Source organism: Actinoplanes sp. CA-051413 (assembly GCF_050955795.1).
In the GTDB taxonomy this organism is placed as follows: Bacteria; Actinomycetota; Actinomycetes; order Mycobacteriales; family Micromonosporaceae; genus Actinoplanes.
This window is the reverse complement of the sequence record NZ_CP192100.1, coordinates 31,832-52,801: the sequence shown is the minus strand read 5'-3', so window position 1 is coordinate 52,801 and position 20,970 is coordinate 31,832. Positions and strand designations below refer to the sequence as shown.

At 70.7% G+C, this 20,970-nt stretch carries 18 protein-coding genes; 4 read left to right on the top strand and 14 right to left on the bottom strand.

Annotated elements, in window-relative coordinates; all coding sequences use genetic code 11:
* Positions 1–25: 25 nt before the first annotated feature.
* Positions 26–703 (top strand): hypothetical protein, encoded by a 678-nt coding sequence (locus ACQP2Y_RS00240; RefSeq protein ID WP_433723439.1) that lies wholly within the window; start codon positions 26–28, stop codon positions 701–703.
* Between the two features lie 6 nt (positions 704–709).
* Here the strand turns inward: ACQP2Y_RS00240 and ACQP2Y_RS00235 are convergent, their stop codons facing one another.
* From ACQP2Y_RS00235 to ACQP2Y_RS00225, 3 genes are all read right to left on the bottom strand, one after another.
* A complete protein-coding gene (locus ACQP2Y_RS00235) occupies positions 710–1,159 on the bottom strand; it encodes a hypothetical protein (protein WP_360546762.1) in 450 nt (149 codons plus the stop codon).
* A 217-nt stretch (positions 1,160–1,376) separates the two neighbouring features.
* Positions 1,377–1,601, bottom strand: coding sequence for a DUF397 domain-containing protein (locus tag ACQP2Y_RS00230; RefSeq protein ID WP_360830576.1), 225 nt, complete (start codon positions 1,599–1,601; stop codon positions 1,377–1,379).
* Positions 1,565–2,446, bottom strand: a complete 882-nt coding sequence (locus ACQP2Y_RS00225) for a helix-turn-helix domain-containing protein (protein WP_433732408.1) — start codon at positions 2,444–2,446, stop codon at positions 1,565–1,567. The genes ACQP2Y_RS00230 and ACQP2Y_RS00225 overlap by 37 nt, the downstream gene beginning before the upstream one ends.
* A 474-nt stretch (positions 2,447–2,920) precedes the next feature.
* On the opposite strand from ACQP2Y_RS00225, the gene ACQP2Y_RS00220 reads away from it, so the two are divergent.
* The gene (locus tag ACQP2Y_RS00220) at positions 2,921–3,220 is read left to right on the top strand and encodes a hypothetical protein (RefSeq protein ID WP_360546758.1); all 300 of its coding nucleotides are present in this window, start codon (positions 2,921–2,923) and stop codon (positions 3,218–3,220) included.
* A 13-nt stretch (positions 3,221–3,233) separates the two neighbouring features.
* Here the strand turns inward: ACQP2Y_RS00220 and ACQP2Y_RS00215 are convergent, their stop codons facing one another.
* Entirely contained in the window at positions 3,234–4,097 is an 864-nt protein-coding gene (locus ACQP2Y_RS00215; protein ID WP_433723436.1) for a PASTA domain-containing protein, read from the bottom strand.
* A gap of 49 nt (positions 4,098–4,146) precedes the next feature.
* On the opposite strand from ACQP2Y_RS00215, the gene ACQP2Y_RS00210 reads away from it, so the two are divergent.
* Positions 4,147–6,579, top strand: coding sequence for a hypothetical protein (locus ACQP2Y_RS00210; protein ID WP_433723434.1), 2,433 nt, complete (start codon positions 4,147–4,149; stop codon positions 6,577–6,579).
* Position 6,580: 1 nt separating this feature from the next.
* Here the strand turns inward: ACQP2Y_RS00210 and ACQP2Y_RS00205 are convergent, their stop codons facing one another.
* The gene (locus tag ACQP2Y_RS00205; protein ID WP_433723432.1) at positions 6,581–8,059 is read right to left on the bottom strand and encodes a glutamate--cysteine ligase; all 1,479 of its coding nucleotides are present in this window, start codon (positions 8,057–8,059) and stop codon (positions 6,581–6,583) included.
* Between the two features lie 210 nt (positions 8,060–8,269).
* Positions 8,270–8,845, bottom strand: coding sequence for a YceI family protein (locus ACQP2Y_RS00200; RefSeq protein WP_360827152.1), 576 nt, complete (start codon positions 8,843–8,845; stop codon positions 8,270–8,272).
* Between the two features lie 101 nt (positions 8,846–8,946).
* Here ACQP2Y_RS00200 and ACQP2Y_RS00195 point away from each other — a divergent pair, with 101 nt between their 5' ends.
* Positions 8,947–9,447 (top strand): MarR family winged helix-turn-helix transcriptional regulator, encoded by a 501-nt coding sequence (locus ACQP2Y_RS00195; protein WP_360827150.1) that lies wholly within the window; start codon positions 8,947–8,949, stop codon positions 9,445–9,447.
* Positions 9,448–9,692: 245 nt separating this feature from the next.
* Here the strand turns inward: ACQP2Y_RS00195 and ACQP2Y_RS00190 are convergent, their stop codons facing one another.
* From ACQP2Y_RS00190 to ACQP2Y_RS00155, 8 genes are all read right to left on the bottom strand, one after another.
* Entirely contained in the window at positions 9,693–12,152 is a 2,460-nt protein-coding gene (locus ACQP2Y_RS00190) for an ATP-binding protein (RefSeq protein WP_433723429.1), read from the bottom strand.
* 113 nt (positions 12,153–12,265) lie between these two features.
* Positions 12,266–13,423 (bottom strand): acyl-CoA dehydrogenase family protein, encoded by a 1,158-nt coding sequence (locus ACQP2Y_RS00185; protein ID WP_433723427.1) that lies wholly within the window; start codon positions 13,421–13,423, stop codon positions 12,266–12,268.
* Positions 13,424–13,435: 12 nt separating this feature from the next.
* A complete protein-coding gene (locus ACQP2Y_RS00180; RefSeq protein ID WP_433732406.1) occupies positions 13,436–14,917 on the bottom strand; it encodes an acyl-CoA carboxylase subunit beta in 1,482 nt (493 codons plus the stop codon).
* Between the two features lie 271 nt (positions 14,918–15,188).
* Entirely contained in the window at positions 15,189–16,457 is a 1,269-nt protein-coding gene (locus ACQP2Y_RS00175; protein ID WP_433723425.1) for a chaplin family protein, read from the bottom strand.
* Positions 16,458–16,747: 290 nt separating this feature from the next.
* Positions 16,748–17,851, bottom strand: a complete 1,104-nt coding sequence (locus ACQP2Y_RS00170; protein WP_433723423.1) for a hypothetical protein — start codon at positions 17,849–17,851, stop codon at positions 16,748–16,750.
* Positions 17,852–18,030: 179 nt separating this feature from the next.
* Positions 18,031–18,909, bottom strand: a complete 879-nt coding sequence (locus ACQP2Y_RS00165; protein WP_433723421.1) for a hydroxymethylglutaryl-CoA lyase — start codon at positions 18,907–18,909, stop codon at positions 18,031–18,033.
* Between the two features lie 5 nt (positions 18,910–18,914).
* Complete coding sequence (locus ACQP2Y_RS00160) at positions 18,915–20,276, bottom strand: acetyl-CoA carboxylase biotin carboxylase subunit (RefSeq protein WP_433723419.1); 1,362 nt, start codon at positions 20,274–20,276, stop codon at positions 18,915–18,917.
* 80 nt (positions 20,277–20,356) lie between these two features.
* Positions 20,357–20,959 (bottom strand): TetR/AcrR family transcriptional regulator, encoded by a 603-nt coding sequence (locus ACQP2Y_RS00155; RefSeq protein ID WP_433723417.1) that lies wholly within the window; start codon positions 20,957–20,959, stop codon positions 20,357–20,359.
* Positions 20,960–20,970: the final 11 nt, after the last annotated feature.

Below are 20,970 nucleotides of genomic sequence, written 5' to 3'. Positions count from 1 at the left end.
TGCGCGACGGGTGAAGGCTGTCGATGTGAACACCACGACGGACCTCATCCTGATCGGCGTACTCGCCGGGGTCTGGCTCATCGCCGGACTGCTCGCGGACGCCCTGCCGAGCGCTCGCACGGCTCGCGAGCTGCGCCGGCGCGCTCGCACACTGTCCATGCTGGTCGGTGGCGGGGTCGCGGTGTTCATCGCCGTACCGCTGGTCACCGGCGCGCTGTCCGGTCACTCCGCGGCTCCGGCGGCTGCTGTGCTTCCCGCCGTACCCGCGCTGGTCGTGGTGCTGGTGACCGCGCGGCGCCTCGCTCAGGTGCGGCGCGGCGCGGGCGCGTTCGCCACCGCGCCGCTGACGCCGGCGCCGCCGGCGCTGCTGGCCGCCGCCGCCCATCCGCTGGTGGCGACGCCGCTGCAGATCACCGGGCTGGCCGCGCTGGCCGGGGTGCCGATCGCCGCCGGCGTGATCGAGGTGCCCGGCGCCCAGGTCGCCGGGATCGTGCTGACCGTGGTGGGAGTCGCGGTGCTCGCGCTGGGCATCCGGCACGCGATCCGGCACAGCCGGCTCAACGTCAAGGTCTTCGCACCGATCGGCAAGGTCCGGCTGCGGGCCGTGCCGGCGCGTCAGACCTCGGCGGAGACCTACACCGCGCTGCCGCTGGAAACCGGCCCGGCCGAGAACTACGCATCCTCGGCGCACCGGGCCGCATAGCGCTCCTTACTTGCGCTTGGCTTCCTGGACGTAGAGCAGCTCGAGGATGGACCGAGCCGCCTCGAACCAGCGGTCCAGCCAGCCCGAGTCCGGCATCGTGCCGCGCACCGGCAGCTCCAGCAGCAGGCCGCGCAGCAGCGGGTGGTCCGCCATCGACTGGGAGCTGCCCGCGTCGACCCAGCCGCCGCTGGTGGGGAAGACCGGCTCGGTCAGGCCCTGCAGGTCCAGCGAGGGCAGCTTGGCCGCCCGGTCCAGCGCACTGGTCGGTTCGATCGGGGTACGGGTCGGCAGGCCGGACAGACCGGTTCCGCCGCTGCCGCGCGAGACCAGTTCGTCGCCGTTGTCAGCGGCCAGGGCCGCGTCGCGGCGGGTCTGCCGGTACGCGCTCACGCCTCCGCTGAAGCGGTCCTGCGCGGTCACGGATCCGTTGCTGAGGTTGTCGGAACCCATCGTCATCTGTTTCGCCTTGCCTCGCTCGTATGGATCGCCTGCCCGCACCGTCACGCGAGGGGGACGGTCAGCCGTACGGGCCGACGGCGGTTCTCCGGGCGCGCGGTCCGGTCCGCGCTTAGAGCGTTCAACGAGGCCGACCCGAACGGGCGACGGCGCAAATGGGGCAAAATGCAGCGACCGCCCCCACGCTCGTGGCGGGGGCGGTCGAGGGTCACCTGCTCTACAGGTCGAACTCGCCGCCCTTGGCTCCGCCCACGAAGGCGTCCCACTCGGCGGCGGTGAAGATCAACGCGGGTCCCGTCGGGTTCTTGGAGTCGCGAACCGCGATGGCCTGCTCGACGAAGGCCACCTCCACGCAGTTGTCACAGTTCGGGCCACTGCGTGTGCTCTTGAACCACTGCGCGCGGCTCAGGTCGATCCGGAAACCCTTGGTCTCACTTTCCACAATGGCTCCTCTGCCAGCCTAACGATCATGTCTCTGGACTCCTCGGGAGAGAGGGCCGCCGATCGGACGGTGTCGAAGATGGAGTTGTACTTGCGCAGTTCGTCGCTCTTCTCCAGAAACAGCCCGCCGGTCGCGTTCTCGGCGAACACCACATTGGGGTCCTCGGCATCGGGGAAGTCGAGGATCGCGAATGTGCCGTCCATGCCGGCGTGGGCCCCTGCCGCGAACGGCAGGATCTGCAGAGTGACGTTCGGCAGCCGGCTCGCCTCGACCAATCGGAGCAATTGGTCCCGCATGACCTGGTCGCCGCCGACGGGGCGACTCACCACCGCTTCATCGAGCACCACCTGAAGATCGATCGGATCGTCCTGAATCAATAACGCTTGGCGAGCCATCCGGACGCGTACCCGTTGCTCTATTTCTCGGTCGCTGTCATCCGATCGGGCGGCCCTGATCATCGCTATTGCGTACTTATCGGTCTGAAGCAGACCGGGAATCACCTGCTGCTCGTACGCCCTGATCGACCGGGCCGCCGCTTCGAGACCGACATAAGCGCCGGTGAGCACGGGGCTGAACGGGTGCCACCATCCCTTTTGCCGGGCTTCACGGGATATTTGCACTAATTCGTCCGATTCGACGCCGTTGACGCCGTAAATGTCCAGCATGTCCTTTACGTCGCGGGGAGTGGCGCTCGTGTGGCCGGTCTCGATTCTGGACACCTTGGAGGGTGAACAGCCGAGACGCTCGGCCACCACGTCGATGGTCACGCCGGCCGCATCGCGGTATCTGCGTAGTTCAGCACCGAGTCGGCGGCGGCGGATGGTGGGGCTGCGGCGCGGATTCACGCTCACCTCCGGGCTGCGTGGCATCATGCGACCGGACGGCGCGGGCTCCACCGTACGGCGTTGTCGCCCTCAGTCTGTCTGGTGGTCTCTTGATCCCTCAAGCGTCCACAGTGATCGTTTAGTCACTTTCGGCTGACCTGCAACTTGCATCGATTCGCCTCGTGGTGCAATCTTTCCGTATGGCGCACGTCACTTAGTGTTCTTGTGGGAACCTGAGATACACGCGCCGGGTACGCAGCAATGCACCAAAAAGCGACGCCGCGCACTGGGGGACCGACCGTAGCCGACTGTCCTCGCCGGACTCGAAGAAGTCCGCGAGCAGCGACCGGGCCGGTAGCGGCTAAACCGCACCGTTGCGATGATTGGCACAATCGTTATGGTGCAAAGATGCATCAGCCGGGCACACTGGACCATCTGTGTTCACCGTGCGGCAAAGTGCAATTTGCCCCTACTGGGTTCAGGACAGGAGATGACGTGCTTCCTCGGTCCGGCGATGTCATACACGTGACGAAGGCGGCCAGCGTCCAATTCGCGGCGCCCATGCTTTTCCGGGTCATCCGGGTGCACGACTGGCCGACGTACGAAGGCTGGATCTGGCTGGACGGCTACGAGCTCAACGCGTCCGGTGACGCGGTCGAGCGCCGGTCCATCTTTGTGCAGGTCGGCGGCCTGCGACAGGTCGGCAAGGCTCCGGACCCGCGCACCCGCAACGGTCGCCAGCCGGGCATGACCACGGGCGCCATCCAGGCCCGCGCCCTGCGCGCCAACCGCTGATCTCCGACCGGAGTCAGTCCTCCCCCGGCTGCCCGGTCGGCCCGGTGGTCTGCGTCTGCGTGGGGGTCGGCGACGTCGTCGGCCCCGCCGCGATGATCAGGGTGATCACCGTGTCCGCCGGCACCTGCTGGCCCTCGGCCGGATCGCTGTCGATCACGGTCCCGGCCGGAGAATCGCTGGTCACATAGCGCAGGCGGTAGTTCAGGCCCTTGCGGTCGAGAGCCCCCCGCGCCTCGTCCGAGGACAGTCCCTTCAACGCCGGCACGGTGATGTCGCTCGGGGTGGCGGGCGCCGAAGTGGTCGGCTGAGTCGTCGCCGGCTCCGTGGACGGCGGCGTGGAGGTGGGCGCGGTCGTCACGGCCGTGGTGGCCGGCGGCGCGGGAGAGGCAGTCACGCCCGGGGTGGCATCGTCGCTGGTGGACTGCACGATCAGGTAGATGCCCCAGCCCAGCAGGGCCAGCAGCAGCAACGCCACGATGCCCACCGCGATCGGCGTCCACCAGCGACCGCGCGGCTCGTCGGCCGGCACTGCCGCCCAGTCCGTGCCGGCGTATTCGTCGCCGTAGCCGGGGCGTGGCGGACGTACCCCGGCCCGCGCGGACCACACCGCATCGCCGTCGTCGGCCCAGTTGTCCGTGCTGCGGGGGTGACGCTCTGTGCGCGTACCGTCGGTCGCGTCGGCCGGAATCACCGACGTTGCGTCGTCCGCCGCCGGCGGGAAGAGCTGGGTGCGGTCCACATCCGCGGCGGCGCGGGGCAACTGCGCCGTCCGGTCATCCTTCGGGGGACCACCGATCGGGGGAACTTCCTCATCCTCGGCGAACGGAAAGTACTCACCTGTCTCATCAAGGCGGCGGCGCTCGTCGTCGTCGGACATCGCCGGATCCTCTCCGTTCGGGCGTCCTCTGCCGCCAACCTAACCAATCTTGGCGCATCAACTCATTGATTCGCAGGCATCGTCACCGACGGCTACAGTGCCCGGCATGGCCGACAATGGCTGGACAGCGCGAGTGGCAGCCGCGGCCGGAGTGGCCGCGGGGACGGGCGCCGCCCAGCTCGGCCTCGGCTACGGCCTGGGCGTGGTGGTGTGGCCGGCGGTGCCGGCCGACGACAGCGTCTGGCTGGGCAGTCTCGGCTGGGCGACCTGGATCGCGGCGAGCGCGACCGTGTTCGGCGCGGTCATCGCGGGCCGGCTCGGCCGCGGCACCGGCGGACCGTGGCGCTTCGCGCTGGCGGCGTCCGCGGCGGTCGGCGCCCTGCTGACGGTCGCGCTGATCGCGCTCCCGGCCCGGGCAGCGGTACGGACGGACACCTTCTCACCCCAGACGATCGCCGGCGGGTACGCGGTGATCGGCGTGCTCCTGGGCCTGGCCATCGCGTACTGGGCAGTGGTCTCCAGACCGGTGGCGGCAAACCTGATCGCGACGGCGGCCTGGCTCTGGTCCCTGGCCGTGGCAGCGGTCGTGGCCACGATCTTCTGGCACCGCCCCTCGGCGACGTACCTGTCGAGCTGGCAGTTCTTCTCCCCGGACTCCCCCGACGACCAGTACGGGACGATCTACTGGCCGAGCGCGCTGCTGACGTTGCTCGCGGCGCTGGTGATCGGGGTCATCGGCGCGCTGCCGGCGGTTCGGCGCGGTGACCTGGGGGTGGGCGCTGCGTCGTCCGGGGCGGTCGGGCCGCTGCTGGTGGCGGCGGCTTTCTTCGTGCTGGCTCCGCAGCTGACCGGCACTCCTGGTCCGTTGCAGTCGGCTTATTTGATTGCGCCCTACGCGGTGCTGGCCGGGTTGGCGGGGTCGGCGCTGACGGTCGCCTTGGGCCAGCGCGGTGCTGCGCGTCGGGCGGCCGGATCTGCGTCGAGGGATGCCGCCTTGCCGGCAGCTTCTGACGACGTGGCATCGGTGAGTTCTCGCAGCTCGGATGCGCGCGGCTCAAGATCCCGCAAAGTCGGCGCGGTCAGCGCCAAGGCGGCCGACTCCGAACCTGCCGCCGGATCTGGAAACGCCAATCCCACGAGCGCCGGGTCAGCCGGTGCCCGAACGGCCACCGCCAAGTCCGCCACCGCCGGATCCGCTAGCTCCAGACCTGCCAGGTCGGGGTCCTCCAGCTCCGAGGCGACGAGCACCCGGGCCATGGGCTCGGAGGCGACGAGCGCCCGGGCCGTGAGCTCGGAGACGACAAGCGCCGGGGCAGTGGGCGCCGGGGCAGTGGGCGCCGGGGCAGTGGGCGCTGGAACGGCGGCCGACCCCGAGGCCGGATCCCCGCGAGCCCGCGCCGCTCGCTCGGATCCCGCCGGGGCCGGAGCTGCGGTTGTGCCGTCGCCCAGGCCTGCGCCGAAGAACGCGGCCAAATCGGACACCACAAGCACTCCGGTGGCCGAGTCCACCCCTCCGCCGGCCGATGCAGAGCCCCGCCAACGCCGGTCCTTCATGGACCGGTTCCGGCGTGGCAAGGCAACACAGCGTGACGCTGAGTCGGGCGTCGACCCCTCGGCGGTCGCCACCGGCCGCGCCAAGGCCCCTGCTTCCGCGACCGCCGCAGCCCCCACTTCTGCGACCGCCTCGACCCCTGCCGCTGCGACTGCCTCGGCCCCTGCGGCACCACGTTCGGCCGCGGCGCCGGCACAGGCCGGCTCCTCGTCGGCAGCGGCCCCGGCTCAAGCCGGCCCCGCGTCGGCAGCGGCCCCCGCCCGCGGACGGTCGCGGCCGGCCGGCTCTCCCAGGTCCGGAGCGCCGTCTGTCGATGGCAGCGCACGGCCGGCGGCCTCGTCCGCCCCGGGTCGATCCGACACCCGATCGACGGTCGCCCCGCCGCCCGCCTCTCCCCCGATCGCGAAGATCAACGACGCTCAATCGGGTGAAAACCGCCCCGCAGCTCCGAAGACCACCGCTTCTTCTGCGGCGGATTCGAAGGCTGGACCAGCGGATACCGCGATTTCCGATAAAACGCCCCCCGCGCAGAAGAACCCCGCGAAGTCCACAAAGGCGACTCCCGCGCGCGCCACGCCGCAGCCGTCAACTCCCCGGCAAGCGCGAGCAACCGGCAGCCGCGCCGCAACGCCGGCCAAGCCGGCGGCCGCCGCCAAGCCGGCCGCACCGAAGGACACCGGCTCACAGGACACCGGCTCGAAGGACAACGCGGGGAGGGATGCCGCCCCGAAGGACCCTGATGCGAAAAGCGCAGCTGGTTCCAAAGCCGTCGGCTCGGCGGGCCCCGGCTCGGGTCGCACCGCCGCGGGAGGCACGGCCTCGGGAGGCGCCGGGCTGTGGATCGACGAGGACGACACCGCTGAGCTGCCCGTGCAGGATTCCCGGCGGCGACCGCCAAGCCGTCGCGCCGGTGAGAACGAGGACCGCTGAGCTAGTCGACCGGCCAGGTGTGCACCGGCTCGTTCGTCTGCTGGAGTGAGCTGTATCGAAGCAACATGTCGTGCAAAGCCCCCTGCCGGTCCAGCCCGCGGCGGTGTTCCGCCGACCACACCGCCTCCGTCTGCCACGTCGCACCGTTCCGACCGGTGCGGCAGCGGGCTTCGATGATGCCGAGCAGCCGGTCGCGGTGCGTCCGATGCACGCCGAACAGGTCGAGTCCGGCGTGGGCCTTGGCCAGCAGAGTGTCCAGCACCAGCTCGGTCACCTGGGTCTCCCCGGCGCCCGGCCAGTACATCGTCGCTTCGATGCCGCGGCGGGCCGCGGCGTGAAAGTTGTCCTCCGCCGCGCCGAAGGAGAGCTGCGACCAGATCGGCCGGTCCTCCTCGGCCAGTTGCCGGGCCAGGCCGAAGTAGAAGGCCGCGTTCGCCAGCATGTCGACCACCGTCGGGCCGGCCGGCAGCACCCGATTTTCCACTCGCAGGTGGGGACGGCCGTTCATCACGTCGTAGACCGGGCGGTTCCAGCGGTAGACAGTGCCGTTGTGCAGGCGTAACTCCCCGAGACACGGGACTCCGCCGGCTTCGAGGACCGCTACCGGGTCCTCCTCGTCCATGATCGGCAGCAGCGGCGGGAAGTACCGGACGTTCTCCTCGAACAGGTCGAACACCGAGGTGATCCAGCGTTCGCCGAACCACACTCTGGGGCGTACCCCTTGGGCTTTCAGCTCGTCCGGCCGGGTGTCGGTGGCCTGCTCGAACAGCGCGATCCGGGTCTCGGCCCAGAGCTGCCGGCCGTGCAGGTACGGCGAGTTCGCCCCCACCGCCACCTGGATCCCGGCCACCGCCTGCGCCGCGTTCCAGTACGCCGCGAACTGGTCCGGTGGCACCTGCAGGTGGAACTGCACGCTGGTGCACGCCGCCTCGGGCGCGATCGAGTCGTTCGCCGTCTGGAGGCGTTCGACGCCGCGGATGTCGACGCTGAACTGCTCGCCGCGGGCGCCGACGATCTGGTCGTTGAGGGCGCGGTACCGCTCGTTGGCCGAGAGGTTCGCCAGCACCAGGTGCCGGGGTTGCAGGGTCGGCAGGCTGCCGATGAGCACGATGGTGCTGTCCGCCTTCTTCGCCCGGTCCTCGGCGCGGCTCAGGCTCTCGACGAGATCTTCCTCGTAGTCGGCGAAGCCGTTGCCGGTGATCAGCCGGGGGCGGGCGTTGAGCTCGAGGTTGAACTGGCCGAGCTCGGTCTGGAAGGTCGGGTCGGCCAGGTTGGCCAGGATCTCGGCGTTGCGCATCGCCGGTTCGGCGTCCGCGTCCATGAGGTTGAGCTCGATCTCGAGGCCCGTCATCGGGCTCTCCGCGTCGAAGGCGAAGTCGTCCAGCATCAGAGCCAGCACGTCGAGGCAGCGCCGGACCTTCTGCCGATAGTGGACCCGGTCGTCCTGCGAGAAGACGACCCCTGAGAGGTCCTTACCCATCGTTCCTCCTGGCACGTTCGCGTGACGCTCTCACGGTATGTGCACCCGCTAACCAAGGCCAGGGACGAATCGGACACACATCAGCTCTGGGTAAGCACGCGGCAGCGCAACGTTTACCCTCGCACTCGGCCGGTGATGCCGCCAGTCGGACGGCCGGACACGGCGAAGCGCCGCCCGAACGGACGGCGCTTCGCTGCGGATCGGTGGAGGTCAGGCCTGGCGGATGGCCTCGCCCTCGATCTCGATCTTGACCTTCTTGCCGATCATGACGCCGCCGGACTCGAGCGCCATGTTGTAGGTCAGGCCCCAGTCCTCGCGGTCGATCTCGGTCGTCGCGCTGAAACCGAAGACCTGCTGACCGTACGGGCTGGTGGTCGCACCCTCGAACTCGACGACGAGCTCGACGGGCTTGGTGACGTCCTTGATGGTGAGCTCACCGTCGAGGACGAACTCGGCGCCGGCGTGCGACTTGATGCCGGTGCTGCGGAAGGTGATCGCCGGGTACTTCTCGGCCTCGAAGAAGTCACCGGTGCGCAGGTGGTTGTCCCGGTCGACATTGCCGGTCTGCACGCTCGCGGTGACGATCGAAGCGGTGACGGAGGACTGCAGCGGGTCCTCGGCGATGGTGATGGTCGCGTCCGCCTCGGCGAAGTTGCCGCGGACCTTGCTGACCATCAGGTGACGCACCACGAAGCCGACCCGCTTGTGCGCGGCGTCCAGCTGGTAGGTGCCGGCGGACGGGATCTGCAGACCCTCGAACTCGCGGGTGCTGGCGACGTCGGTCATGACATTTCCTCTCGAAGGCAGAGCCAGGTTGTTGTCTGACGGAGCAACTATATGCCAAGCAATATTCCCCGTGTCAAGAGACCGCTGGTAAGCTGGCTCACGTGGGTACCGACTTTGATGACCCCCGGTTCACCGCCATCGGCCTCTTCGCCGAGGCGTTCACCGGGTTGAGCAGCCGTTTCGCCGCGCAGTTCGAGCAGCACCGGGTCTCCCCGGTCGAGTTCGAGGTGCTCATGCGCCTTGCCCGCTCGCCGCAGAACCGCTTGCGGATGACCGACCTCGCCGGCCAGACCTCCCTGTCCACCAGCGGGGTGACCCGGGTCGTCGACCGGATGGACCGCGGCGGCCTGATCCGCCGCGAGGCCTGTCCGAGCGACCGCCGCAGCTCCTTCGCGGTGATCACCGACGCCGGCCTGGCCCGGCTCGACGAGATCCTGCCGGGGCACCTGGAGCTGGTGCAGCGGTGGTTCATCGACCAGCTCACACCCGACCAGCTGGCGCAGATGCTGGAGTCGCTGCGGACCATCCGCGACGCGGTCAACCCGTGCGCGACGGCGGGCAGCTCGGAAGAGGACGCCTTACCGGCCGTGCCGGGCCACTGAGCCGAACGGGGCGGTAACCGGCAGAAGTACCGGCAGAAGCCCGTCAGCGCCTGGGCAAAAGCCGCTTAAATCCGCGAATCCCCCGGGGGTGCCGGTTAAGGTGATCTCCGCAGGGGGACGCGGCGCGGCCGAGGCCGAAGGCTGGGCAAACGGGGGTGCCTTCGTTCACGCCGCGTGACCGGGGCGTTGGGACGGCCGGCGTGTGGGGGGCACACAAGCGCCGGTCGTCCACGCCCCGGCACAGCTCAGGGCTGCTTCTCCAGCCCGCGCAACGCCTCCGGTCCGAGCAGCTCCCGCTCCCGGGGCAGCAGCGTGATCCCACCCGTACGGCAGAGCTCGGCCAGCCTGACCACCGCCTCCTGCCGGCGCTCCGCGTCCGGCGTGCTCCGCACCACCCCGACCAGCGCTTCCACCGTGTCACGGGGATCGTGGCCACCGGCGTACGCCTCGGCGGCAGCCGCGAAGGTCTCCGCCGCCCGCTTCTCCTCGCCCTGTCGCAGGGCGATCGCCGCCTCCACGATCGCCGCCGGTCCGTCGGCGGGCGCTTGCGGTTCGGGTCCGCGCAGCTCGGCCAGCACGTCGAGCGCCTCCGCGACCCGGCCGCTCTCGGCCAGTGCCAGGCCGACCGTCGCGAGCACCCGGCGCCGGTGGCCCGGATCACCGACGTCCTCCAGCTCGGCCATCGCGTCCCGGCCCAGCCGGGCGGCCTGCTCGAACCGGCCGTCCAGCCGCTCGACCTCGGCGAGGTTCGCCGCCGCCACCGCCCGCAGCCGGTGCTCGCCGCACCGGCCGGCCAGCCTGTCCACCTCCGCGAGCCGGTCCCGGGCAGCGCCCAGATCGCCTTCGCGGATCTCATGCCAGGTGAGGTTGTTCTCCGCCACCGCCATGTCGCGGATGTGGCCGCTGCTGCGGGCCAGCTCCAATGCGGCGGCGCCGTGCCCGCGGGCCCGCTCGTATCCGCCGGCCGTCATCCACAGGGCAGCCAGCTGGGTGTGCGCGGTGAGCTGTCCCGGCACGTCACCCAGGCCCGCGAAGTCGGCCAGTGCGGCCTCCGCGGAGCCGATCTCCTCCGTGCCCGAGCCGTGCTCGAGGGCCAGCTGGGCCAGCCCGACCTTGGCCCAGGCCCGGACCAGCGGGTCGGCGTCCGCCGTACGGGGGTCGGCCAGCAGCCGGCGCAGCCATTGCCGGCCGGTGACATCGCGGCCGCGGAAGCGCCACCACCGGGGCAGCGCGGCCGCGAGCCGCAACGCGATGTGCGGATGCTCGCGGGCCGCGAAGGTCAGCGCGGCGCCCAGGTCACCGGCGACGTCGTCCAGCCGGGCGGCGGCCTCGGCGAGCCGGCCACCCTTGAGGTCGGGTGCGATGTCCTGAGCCAGGTCGGCCATCACCTCGGCGTGCCGGTGCCGCGCCGTGGGCAGGTCACCGTCGGCGGCGGCACGTTCCAGGGCGAAGTCGCCGACGACATCGAGCAGGCGGAACCGGAAGGCGCGGGCGCCGCGGGCGCTGAGCAGGCCCAGCTCCAGCAGCCGGTCCAGCAGGTGCACCGCGTCGGTGGCCGAGCCGTCCGCGATCACGGCTTCGGCCAGGTCCAGTGACCAGCGGTTGCGGAAGGTCGCGAGGCGGTGCAGGGCCCGCTGCTCGTCCGGCGCGAGCAGGCGGTAGCTGGCTGCGACGGCTTCACGGACGGAGACGACGGCACCGGGTGCGGGCCGGCCGGACAGGTCCAGGACGCGGTCACCGTACCGGTCGAGGATCTCCGCGACGGTGAGCACCCGGCCGCGGGCGGCGGCCAGTTCCAGCGCGATCGGCAGCCCCCCGAGCCGGCGGACCAGCGCGGACAGCGGCGCCACCTCGTCCGGCTCGACCGGGCCGCCGCGGACCCGGGCCAGCCGGTCGAGGAAGAGCGCGACCGCCGGATAGCCGGCCACGTCGGCGAGCTCGGGCCCGGCTTCCTCCGGCGGCGCGACCAGCGGCGCGACCGGCCAGACCCGTTCGGTGGGCAGGCCGACCGGGTGCCGGCCGGTGGCCAGGAAACGCAGCGTCGGATGCTGGCGCAGCAGCCGGCTGAGGGCCTCGGCGACGGCCTCGGACGCGCGGTCGACCGCGTCGACGAGCAGCAGCGCGGACCGGCCGGCGAACCGGGGCGCGAGATCGTCGGGCCGGCCCACCCCGAAGACCGCGGCGACGCTACCGAGCACCTCGCCGGTGGTGGAGCCGTCGGTGACGACGATGCCGGCGACCCCTCCCGGATGCGCGGGGGCGACCCGGTGCGCCACGGTGAGGGCGAGGCTGGTCTTGCCCACCCCGGCCAGGCCGACCAGCGTGACGCCACGCGGGCCGTCGTCGCGCGCCGGGGCGAGGCGGGTGACCAGCTCGGCGACATCACCGTCGCGGCCGATCAGATCACCGGCCGGCGGCAGGCGTACGTAGCGCGGCTGCGCGGATGCACCGGCCGGTTGACCGCGTGCGGCGGCCAGGAACGCGATCCTGTCCGCGCCCGCCAGGCCGAGTGCGGCCGCGAGCAGTTCCACCGTGGTCCGCTGCGGTCTGGAGGCGCGACCCCGTTCGAGGTCACGCACCGTCCGCACACCGACCCCGGCCCGAGCCGCCAGCTCGTCCTGGGTCAGCTTCGCGCGCAGCCGGTAACTGCGCAGCACGGCGTCGAATCCCGGACCATCGTGGTCCGCCCCGTGATCGGACGTCATGTCTCGAACCTAGGCACCCAGATCGATGGATGCCGACTTCAGCATGCAATTTGTCGAGTAACCGACGCTCCCGCCGTCGGATTTGCCGCAGAAACCGACCGGGAGTCCAAGATCTACAGTCCGAGGCCGCGCGCGATGATCATGCGTTGCACTTCGGACGTACCCTCACCGATCTCCAGGATCTTCGCGTCGCGGTAGAAGCGGCCCACCGCGGACTCGTTCATGAAGCCGTAGCCGCCGTGCACCTGGGTCGCGTACCGGGCGTTGTCCATCGCGGCCTCGCTCGCGTACAGCTTGGCCAGCGCGGCCTGGTGCTTGAAGTCCTCGCCGGCCAGCATCCGGGCCGCGGCCTCGTAGTACGCGATCCGCGCCGTGTGCGCGCGCATCTCCATGTCCGCGATCATGAACTGGACGGCCTGGTAGTTGCCGATCGGCCGGCCGAACGCCTGACGTTCCTTGGCGTACTTGACCGACTCGTCGACGCAGCCTTGGGCCAGGCCGACCGACAGCGCCGCGATGGCGATCCGGCCCTCGTCCAGGATGCGCAGGAACTGGGCGAAACCGCGGCCCCGCTCGCCGAGCAGGTTGGCCGCCGGCACGCGCACGTCGTCGAATGCCAGCTCGTGGGTGTCGGACGCGCACCAGCCGACCTTGGAGTAGCCGGGCGCGACGGTGAAGCCGGGAGTGCCCGACGGCACGATGATGGTGGACAGCTCCTTGCTGCCGTCCGCCTTCGTGCCGGTCGCGGCCATCACCGTGACCAGGCAGGTGATGTCGGTGCCGGAGTTGGTGATGAACGCCTTGGAACCGTTGATCACCCACTCGTCGGTCCGCTCGTCGAGCACCGCGCGGGTGGTGGTGGCGCCGGCGTCGGAACCCGTGCCCGGCTCGGTCAGCCCGAACGCGGCGAGCGCCTCACCGCTGGTCAGCCGGGGCAGCCACTCGGCCTTCTGCGCGTCCGTACCGAAGCGGTAGATCGGCATCGCACCCAGCGAGACACCCGCCTCCAGGGTGATCGCCACGCTGCTGTCGACCCGGGCCAGCTCCTCCAGGGCCAGGCAGAGTGCGAAGTAGTCACCGCCCATGCCGCCGTGCTCCTCGGCGAAGGGCAGGCCGAAGAGGCCCATCTTGCCCATCTGCCGGATCACTTCGTAGGGGAACGTCTTCTTCTCGTAGTGCTCGGCGATGACCGGTGCCACCTGCTCGCGGGCGAACTCCCGCACGCTGATGACCAGTGCCTCCTGCTCCTCGCTGAGCCGGAAGTCGACCATGACGGATCCTTTCTAGACCGGGGTGACGCCGTGCCGGCGCCGGGAGAATCCGCGGTCCTTGCCGCGCGCGGCGGCGAACCGGCGGACGAGCTCGCCGCGCAGGTCGGCGGGCTCCACGATGGTGTCGATGACCAGCTCGCTGGCCAGCCGCAGGATGTCGATGTCGCGCTCGTACTCGGCCCGGCGCTCGGCCACGAAGGCCGCCCGCTCGCCCTCGGGCAACGCCGCGATCTTGTTGGCGTAGACGGCGTTCACGGCCGCCTCCGCGCCCATCACCGCGATCTTGGCGGTGGGCAGGGCGATGGTCGCCTCCGGGTCGAAGCCGGGACCGGCCATCGCGTACAGGCCGGCGCCGTAGGCCTTGCGCACCACGACGCAGATCTTGGGCACGGTGGCCTCGGAGATGGCGCTGATCATCTTGGCGCCGTGCCGGATGATGCCCTGCTTCTCGACCGCGCTGCCGACCATGAAGCCGGGCACGTCCGACAGGAACAGCAGCGGCACGTTGAAGGCGTCGCAGAGCTGGACGAAACGGCTGGCCTTGTCGGCCGAGTCGACGAACAGCACTCCGCCCTTGAACATCGAGTTGTTGCCGACCACGCCGATGACCTGGCCGTCGAGCCGGGCGAAGCCGACCGTCAGCTCGCGGGCCCACAGCGCGTGGATCTCGAAGAAGGAGCCCTTGTCGACGATGCCCTTCACGTACCGGCGCATGTCGAAGGCCCGGCGCTCGCTGACCGGGACCAGCGCGGCTAGATCGACGGCGGCGGGCTCCTGGGCCTCGGCCGCCGGCGGCTGCTGCGTCCAGTTCGCCGGCAGATAGGACAGGTACGAGCGGACCACGTCGAGCGCGTCCTGCTCGGTCTTGCAGAGGAAGTGCCCGACCCCGGACTCGGCGCAGTGCACCCGCGCGCCGCCCATCGCCTCGAGCGTCGTCTTCTCCCCGGTGACCATCTCGACCATCCGGTCGGAGCCGAGATACATGCTTGCGTTGCCCTCGACCATGGCGACCACGTCGCAGAAGGCTGGGATGTAGGCGCCGCCCGCGGCGGACGGCCCGAACAGCGCGCAGACCTGCGGGATCGAACCGGAGGCCCGGACCTGGGTGTGGAAGATCTTGCCCGCTCCGCGGGGACCGGGGAACAGGTCGACCTGGTCGGTGATCCGCGCGCCCGCGGAATCCACCAGATAGACCATGGGTACGCCGTACTCGTACGCCCGCTCGATGATCCGGATGATCTTCTCGACCGTACGCGCGCCCCACGAGCCGGCCTTGACGGTCGAGTCGTTGGCCATCACGCACACCTCGCGCCCGTCGATCCGGGCGTTTCCGGTGATGACGCCGTCCGCGGGCAGTCCGTCAGCCAAGCTGTTGGCGTAGAGCCCGTCCTCGACGAAGGAGCCGTCGTCGACGAGCAGCGCGATCCGCTCGCGGGCGAAGAGCTTGCCCTTCGCGGCGTTGGCGGCGTGATAGCGCTCGGCGCCGCCGGCCATCGCCCGCTTGCGTGCCTGTGCGAGCGCGTCCTCGCCATACAGATCGGGTGCCACCTGGTCCCCTTCATTCGATCCCTGAACGATCGTTAGGCTAACGCATTCCGGGGACGGAGACCAGACACGGCGAACGGGAGCCCCCGCAGGTAGCGGGGACTCCCGTCCGTTTCGTACGACCGGCGCTGTGGAGGAGCGCCGGTTTACTGCCCGACGCCCAGGGGCGTCGCTCGGGTCACGCCCGGGACCGGCGTGACCCGGGCCTCATCGCAACTACTTACTTGCCGAGCGTGTCGAGGACGCTGAGGCCACCGACGTTCAGGCCACCCGCGTTGCTCAGGTTCTGGGTGAGGCCGTCCACGGCGCCCGCCTCCTGGGTGCTCTTGCGAGCCGGCTTGCCGTACTTGTCGTCCTGGTTGCCGGCGTCGCCGGCGACGTCGTCGTCGTCCTTGTCGCCGTAGCCGTCGCCCTTGACGTCACCGTCGCCGGCCACGTAGTCGTCGTCCTTGTCGCCGTTGTCGCCACCGTTGCCGTTGTGGCCGTGGCCGTGGCCGTTGTCGCCACCGTTGCCGTTGCCGTGGCCGTGGCCGTGACCGCGGTCACCGTCGACGTCGACGTCGTTGGCGCACGCCGCCGCCGAGTTCGCCAGGCCGAGGACGGCGAGCGAGTTGCCGCAGACGTTGATCGGGATGCTGATCGGCGCCGCGAGCTGCGTGCCGTTCAGGATGCCCACGTTGCGGGACGAGTCCTGCGAGAAGTCGTGGCCACGGGCCGACTCGTTCTTCGCGACGGCGGCCGAGTTGGCCTCGCCGGCGACACCGATCGAGTTGCCGGCGATGTTCAGCGGCGCGGAGATCGGGGCGTAGACCTGGGTGCCGTTGGCGATCCCGTAGTTGCCCGAGGTGTCCTGCGAGGTGGACTCGCGGCGGTGGCCGCCACCGTCACCGTTGACGCACGCCGCCTGCGACTGGGCCAGGCCCAGGATGCTGAGCGCGTTGCCGCACAGGTTGATCGGGACGTCGATCGGCGCGTAGACCTGCGTGCCGTTCAGAACCCCGAAGTTGCCGGAGGAGTTCTGGTCGACGCCGCGGCCACCCTTGTTGCCCTTGCCGTGCTCGACCTTGGTGCTCTCGACGTGGTTCACACCGGCGCCGGAAGCGTTGGCCAGGCCCAGCACCGCGGCGGAGTTGCCGACCACGTTCACCGGCACGGAGATCGGCAGGTACGCCTGGGTCCCGTTGGCGATGCCGAAGTTGCCGGAGGTGTTCTGCGAGACGCCGCCCTTGCCACCGCGCTTGCGGTGCTGGCCGCTCTCGACGAAGTTGATGCCCGAGCCGGCCGAGTTGGCCTCGCCGGCCACGCCGATCGAGTTGCCGACCACGTTCAGCGGCACGGCGATCGGGGCGAACACCTGCGTGCCGTTGAGGATGCCGACGTTGCCGGAGCTGTCCTGCGAGACGTCGGCCTGCGCTGCGCCGGGGGCGAACAGCAGGGCGCCGGCCGCCAGAACACCGACGCTGAGAGTCTTACGAACCCAAGTCTTCATGGAAAGAAGATGCCTTTCAGAATTGTCAGAAAATGGTGAGACGCGTATTCAATTGATCGGTGCTTTCGGGCGCAGCGGTGCCACGAGCCTTTTTCATGGACTGCCCTGACCCCGCCTGTCGACGTGCGCCCGTTGCGAGTGACGCATTGCAGAGCGGTGGCGTACCGGAGATTGGGCCCCGAGGTGATTCGCCGCCTGTTCGCAAGCGGTTCGGGAATCAGGCCCGTGGTGCGGGCACACCGCATCCGCTGGAGTGCCGCGGGTGACGGAGATGCCGGCCGGTGCCGGTACTAGTCAGGTGAGACGGTCGGTGCCTCGGCGTCATGGCGCCGGACCTCGACGTCGGCCGCGATGGGCAGCCGGTGGCACGCCACCGTACTGTCCGCGACCTTGGCCGGAAGGAAGGCCGCAGAGCCGCCCTCCGTCGCAGTTGACGGCCCGGAGGCCGGAACGCCGTTCGCTGCCCCGAGGTGCACCCGCAGAGGCGCGGGTCCGTCACCGCCGGGTGTGTCGCTGACCGTCTCCAGCTCGGCCGCCGTGGCGGCGGCCCGGTGCCGGTCGGCAGCGAAGGTGTGCTGCCGGGCGACGGTCTTTCCCACCTGGTCCCGCCGGTCGGGCTGACGCTCGGCCGCCGGTACCTCCTCGTCCCTGTCCACGACCTCGCCGACCGTGCTGACCTGGTCGGCGACGATCTCGCCGGCCGCGGTCAGGTCCTCATCGGACTGCTCGGCGTCCACCTCGGAGACGTCGGTCCCCGAGACCTCGGAGCCGCTCACCCGCGTCGCGGAGTGCCGCACCGGCAGCGCCGGCGCACTCCCCGCCCGCGGCGGCTCGGGCTCCCGGACATCGGTGACCGGGACGAGTTTCCGGGTGTCCACCGCTTCACCGGAAGGGCGAAGTGGGGCGGTCAACTCCCGGACGACGCTGTCGACCCCGCCCAGGACGGGATCCGCGTCGTTGCTGCTCTTCGTGGCCGGGGCCGGCGTTCCCACGAGCTTGCCCGGGAGCGCCACGGCGGCAGCGAGACGTCGGTGGTGATCGGATGCCAGCGGCTTGACGGCCGCCTTGAGGACCCGGTCCACCACCGGGACGCTGTGGCTCTCGCCGTGCACCACAGAGCCGATCAGCGACGAGCCGAGGGACAGTCCCTCACCCGCCGGATCACGGTCCGCGGCGTGCGCGGCAGCGCCGGTGAGCAGCCAGGCCGCGCCGGCCAGACCGCCGACGACCAGTGCACGCAGGCCCCACCGGGATCCGGTGCGTCCTGCGCGGTGCTCCTTGCGCCGCTCCGCCCCCTGGCTGTGGGGCGGCATGAGCGCGGAGACACCGGCGGGCCGGACTGACGCGGAGCGGTACGCCGTACGCGCATCGCGCTCGACCACCCGTCCCGTCATTGTCCTGCCCCTGTCCGTCGGCTCGTGACTCCTACTGGACCGACTGCCCGCCCGGAAGGAACAAGGCGATATCGGCCACTCGGTATTGGTAACGAAGCGGCCCAGCGAGGGTCACGCAGGCATTCCGGAAAATTGATCGCGTCGCACCGGAAGCGAAAGAACGGTAAAGAGAATTCGGATCACACCAATCTGGTGCGCGGCCCGGCCCGAAGAACACCCGACGGGAGTGTGCGACCCAGCAGGTCCTCGGCGAGTTCCGCCACCGCGATCAGCTTGTCCAGGTCGATTCCGGTGCGGATGCCCATGTCCTCGAGCATGTGCACGAGCTCCTCGGTGGCGATGTTGCCCGAGGCGCCCGGCGCGTACGGGCAGCCGCCGATCCCGCCCACGCTCGCGTCGAACTCGGTGACGCCCAGCTCCAGGGCGGTCAGCACGTTCGCCAGCCCCGTACCCCTGGTGTTGTGGAAGTGCAGCAGGTCCGGGCGTACCTCGGTGAGCAGGTCACGGACCCGGCGCGGGGTCGCCATGCCGGTCGTGTCGCCGAACGCGATGCGGTCGGCGCCGTCGGCGCGGACCCGCTCCACGATGGACGCCACCCGCTTGGGGTCGATGTCGCCCTCGAACGGGCAGCCGAAGCTGGTGGCCACGATGACCTCGAGCTTGGCGCCGGCCGCGTGGATCAGCGGGATGAGGCCGGTGATGTCGTCGAGCGACTCGTCGGTCGAGCGGTTCAGGTTGCGCCGGTTGTGGGTGTCGCTGGCCGACACCACCACCTCGATCTCGCGGAAGCCCGCCGCGATCGCCCGCTCGGCGCCGCGGGTGTTGGGGATCAGCGCGGAGTAGCGGACGTCGGGGTTGTGCCAGGCCCGCGCCCACACCTCGTCCGCGTCGGCCATCTGCGGGATGGCTCTGGGGTGCACGAAGGACACCGCCTCGATCCGGCGCACGCCGGTGCCGGAGAGGGCGTCGATCAGCCGGACCTTGTTGCCGGTCGGGATCGGCTCCTCGTTCTGCAGGCCGTCGCGCGGCGCGACCTCGCGGATCGAGACGGTGTCCATCAGCGCTACCCCTTCTTGACCTTCGCCGGGCGCATCCGGGCGACGATGCCGGTGTCGTAGTTGCCGGACAGGAACTCGTCGTGCTCCAGCAGCTCGGCGAAGAACGGCAGATTGTGCTTGGGGCCGGCGATCTCGAAGCCGGCCACCGCGGCCCGGGCCTTGGCCAGCGCATCCGCCCGGTCGGTGCCCAGCACGATCAGCTTGGCCATCAGCGAGTCGTAGAACGGCGTGACGGTCGTCCCCGGGCCGTAGCCGGCGTCGACCCGCACGCCGTCGCCGGTGGGCTCCACCCAGGTCGTGACCTGGCCCGGACCGGGCAGGAACCGCTTCGGGTCCTCCGCGTTGATCCGCAGCTCGATGGCGTGGCCCGTGGTGGCGTGGATGGTCGCCGGATCGAAGGTCGGCGCCGCCCCGGACGCGATCCGCAGCTGCTCCTCGACCAGGTCGATGCCGTGGATCAGCTCGGTGATCGGGTGCTCGACCTGGAGCCGGGTGTTCATCTCCAGGAAGAAGAACTCGCCGGTGGTGGGGTCGAGCAGGCATTCGACCGTGCCGGCGTTGCGGTAACCGACCGCCTCGCCCGCCTTGACCGCGGCGGCCAGGAAACGTGCACGCAGCTCCGGTGACACCGCCGGGGAGGGCGCCTCCTCGACGAGCTTCTGGTTGCGGCGCTGCACCGAGCACTCGCGCTCGCTCAGGGCCACCACCCGGCCGTCGGCCAGGCCCAGGATCTGCACCTCGACGTGGCGCACCCGGGGGAAGTAGCGCTCGATCAGCACCGAGCCGTCACCGAACATCCGCTCGGCGAACGCGCGGACCTTGTCGTACTCGGTGCGCAGGCCGTCCTCGTCCTCGGCGACCGCCATGCCCATGCCGCCACCGCCGGCGGCGGCCTTGACCATCACCGGATAGCCGATCTCCGCGGCCGCCTCGATCGCGGCCTCGACGGTCGCGGCCGGATCGTGCGTGCCCGGCGCGACCGGGACACCGGCCGCCGCCATCAGGTTGCGAGCGTTGATCTTGTCGCCCATCGCGGTGATCGCTTCCGCGGACGGTCCGACCCACACCAGGCCGTTGGCCTCGACCGTACGGGCGAACTCGGCGTTCTCGCTCAGGAAGCCGTAGCCGGGGTGCACCGCCTGCGCCCCCGTCGACTTGGCGGCCTCCAGGATCGCCTCGGTGTTGCGGTAGCTCTGGGCCGGGTTGGCCGGTCCCACGCACACCGCCTCGTCCGCCTCGGCGACGAACGGCATCCCCGCGTCCGCCTCCGAGTAGACCGCGATCGACCGGATCCCCAGCCGCCGGGCGGTCCGGATGATCCGGCGGGCGATCTCGCCCCGGTTGGCGATGAGCAGCGACTCGATCATCTCGCTCTTTTCCCTCGTGCTTCCCGGCCGTCTCGGCGGCCGGCCACTCGCAGTGCCGGGCTTACCCGCGACCCGCCGGGTCAGCGGCCGATGAGGGCGTGCACCGTCGCCTCGCGCAGCAGCACGGCCCGGCGGCGGCGATCGACCTCACCACCGAGGAACGGCGTCGAGTTCATCAGGCCGAACGCGGAGTGGGCCAGCACCCGGGCCTCCGCCGGCTCCAGCTCGGGGCGCAGCGTGGCCAGCACGGTGACCCACTCCTCGACGTACAGGCGCTGCAGGCGGCGGATCTGCCGGCGCGGCTCCTCGGGGAGGCGGTCGAGCTCGTGCAGGTGCAGGGCGATGACCGCGGGGTTGGCCAGCGCGAACTCCACGTGGAACTCGATCAGGTCGGTGAGCGCGGCGTGCGCGTCCTGGGAGTGCCGGCCGACGCGTTCCTGGCCGCCGTGCAGCAGTCCCTCGCTGACCGGGATGAGCGCGGCCACCAGCATGGCCTCTTTACCGGCGAAGTGGTGATAGAGGGCCGGGCCGGTCACGCCGGCGGCGGAGCCGATGTCATCCATCGAGACACCGTGATATCCGCGTGCGGCGAAGAGGCCGACCGCGATCTCGAGGATCTCGTCCCGGCGCGAGCGCCGGCGGGGGGCCGGCGGGCCCGGACGCTGCTGCTGATCTACCGTCACCTGGCAACTCT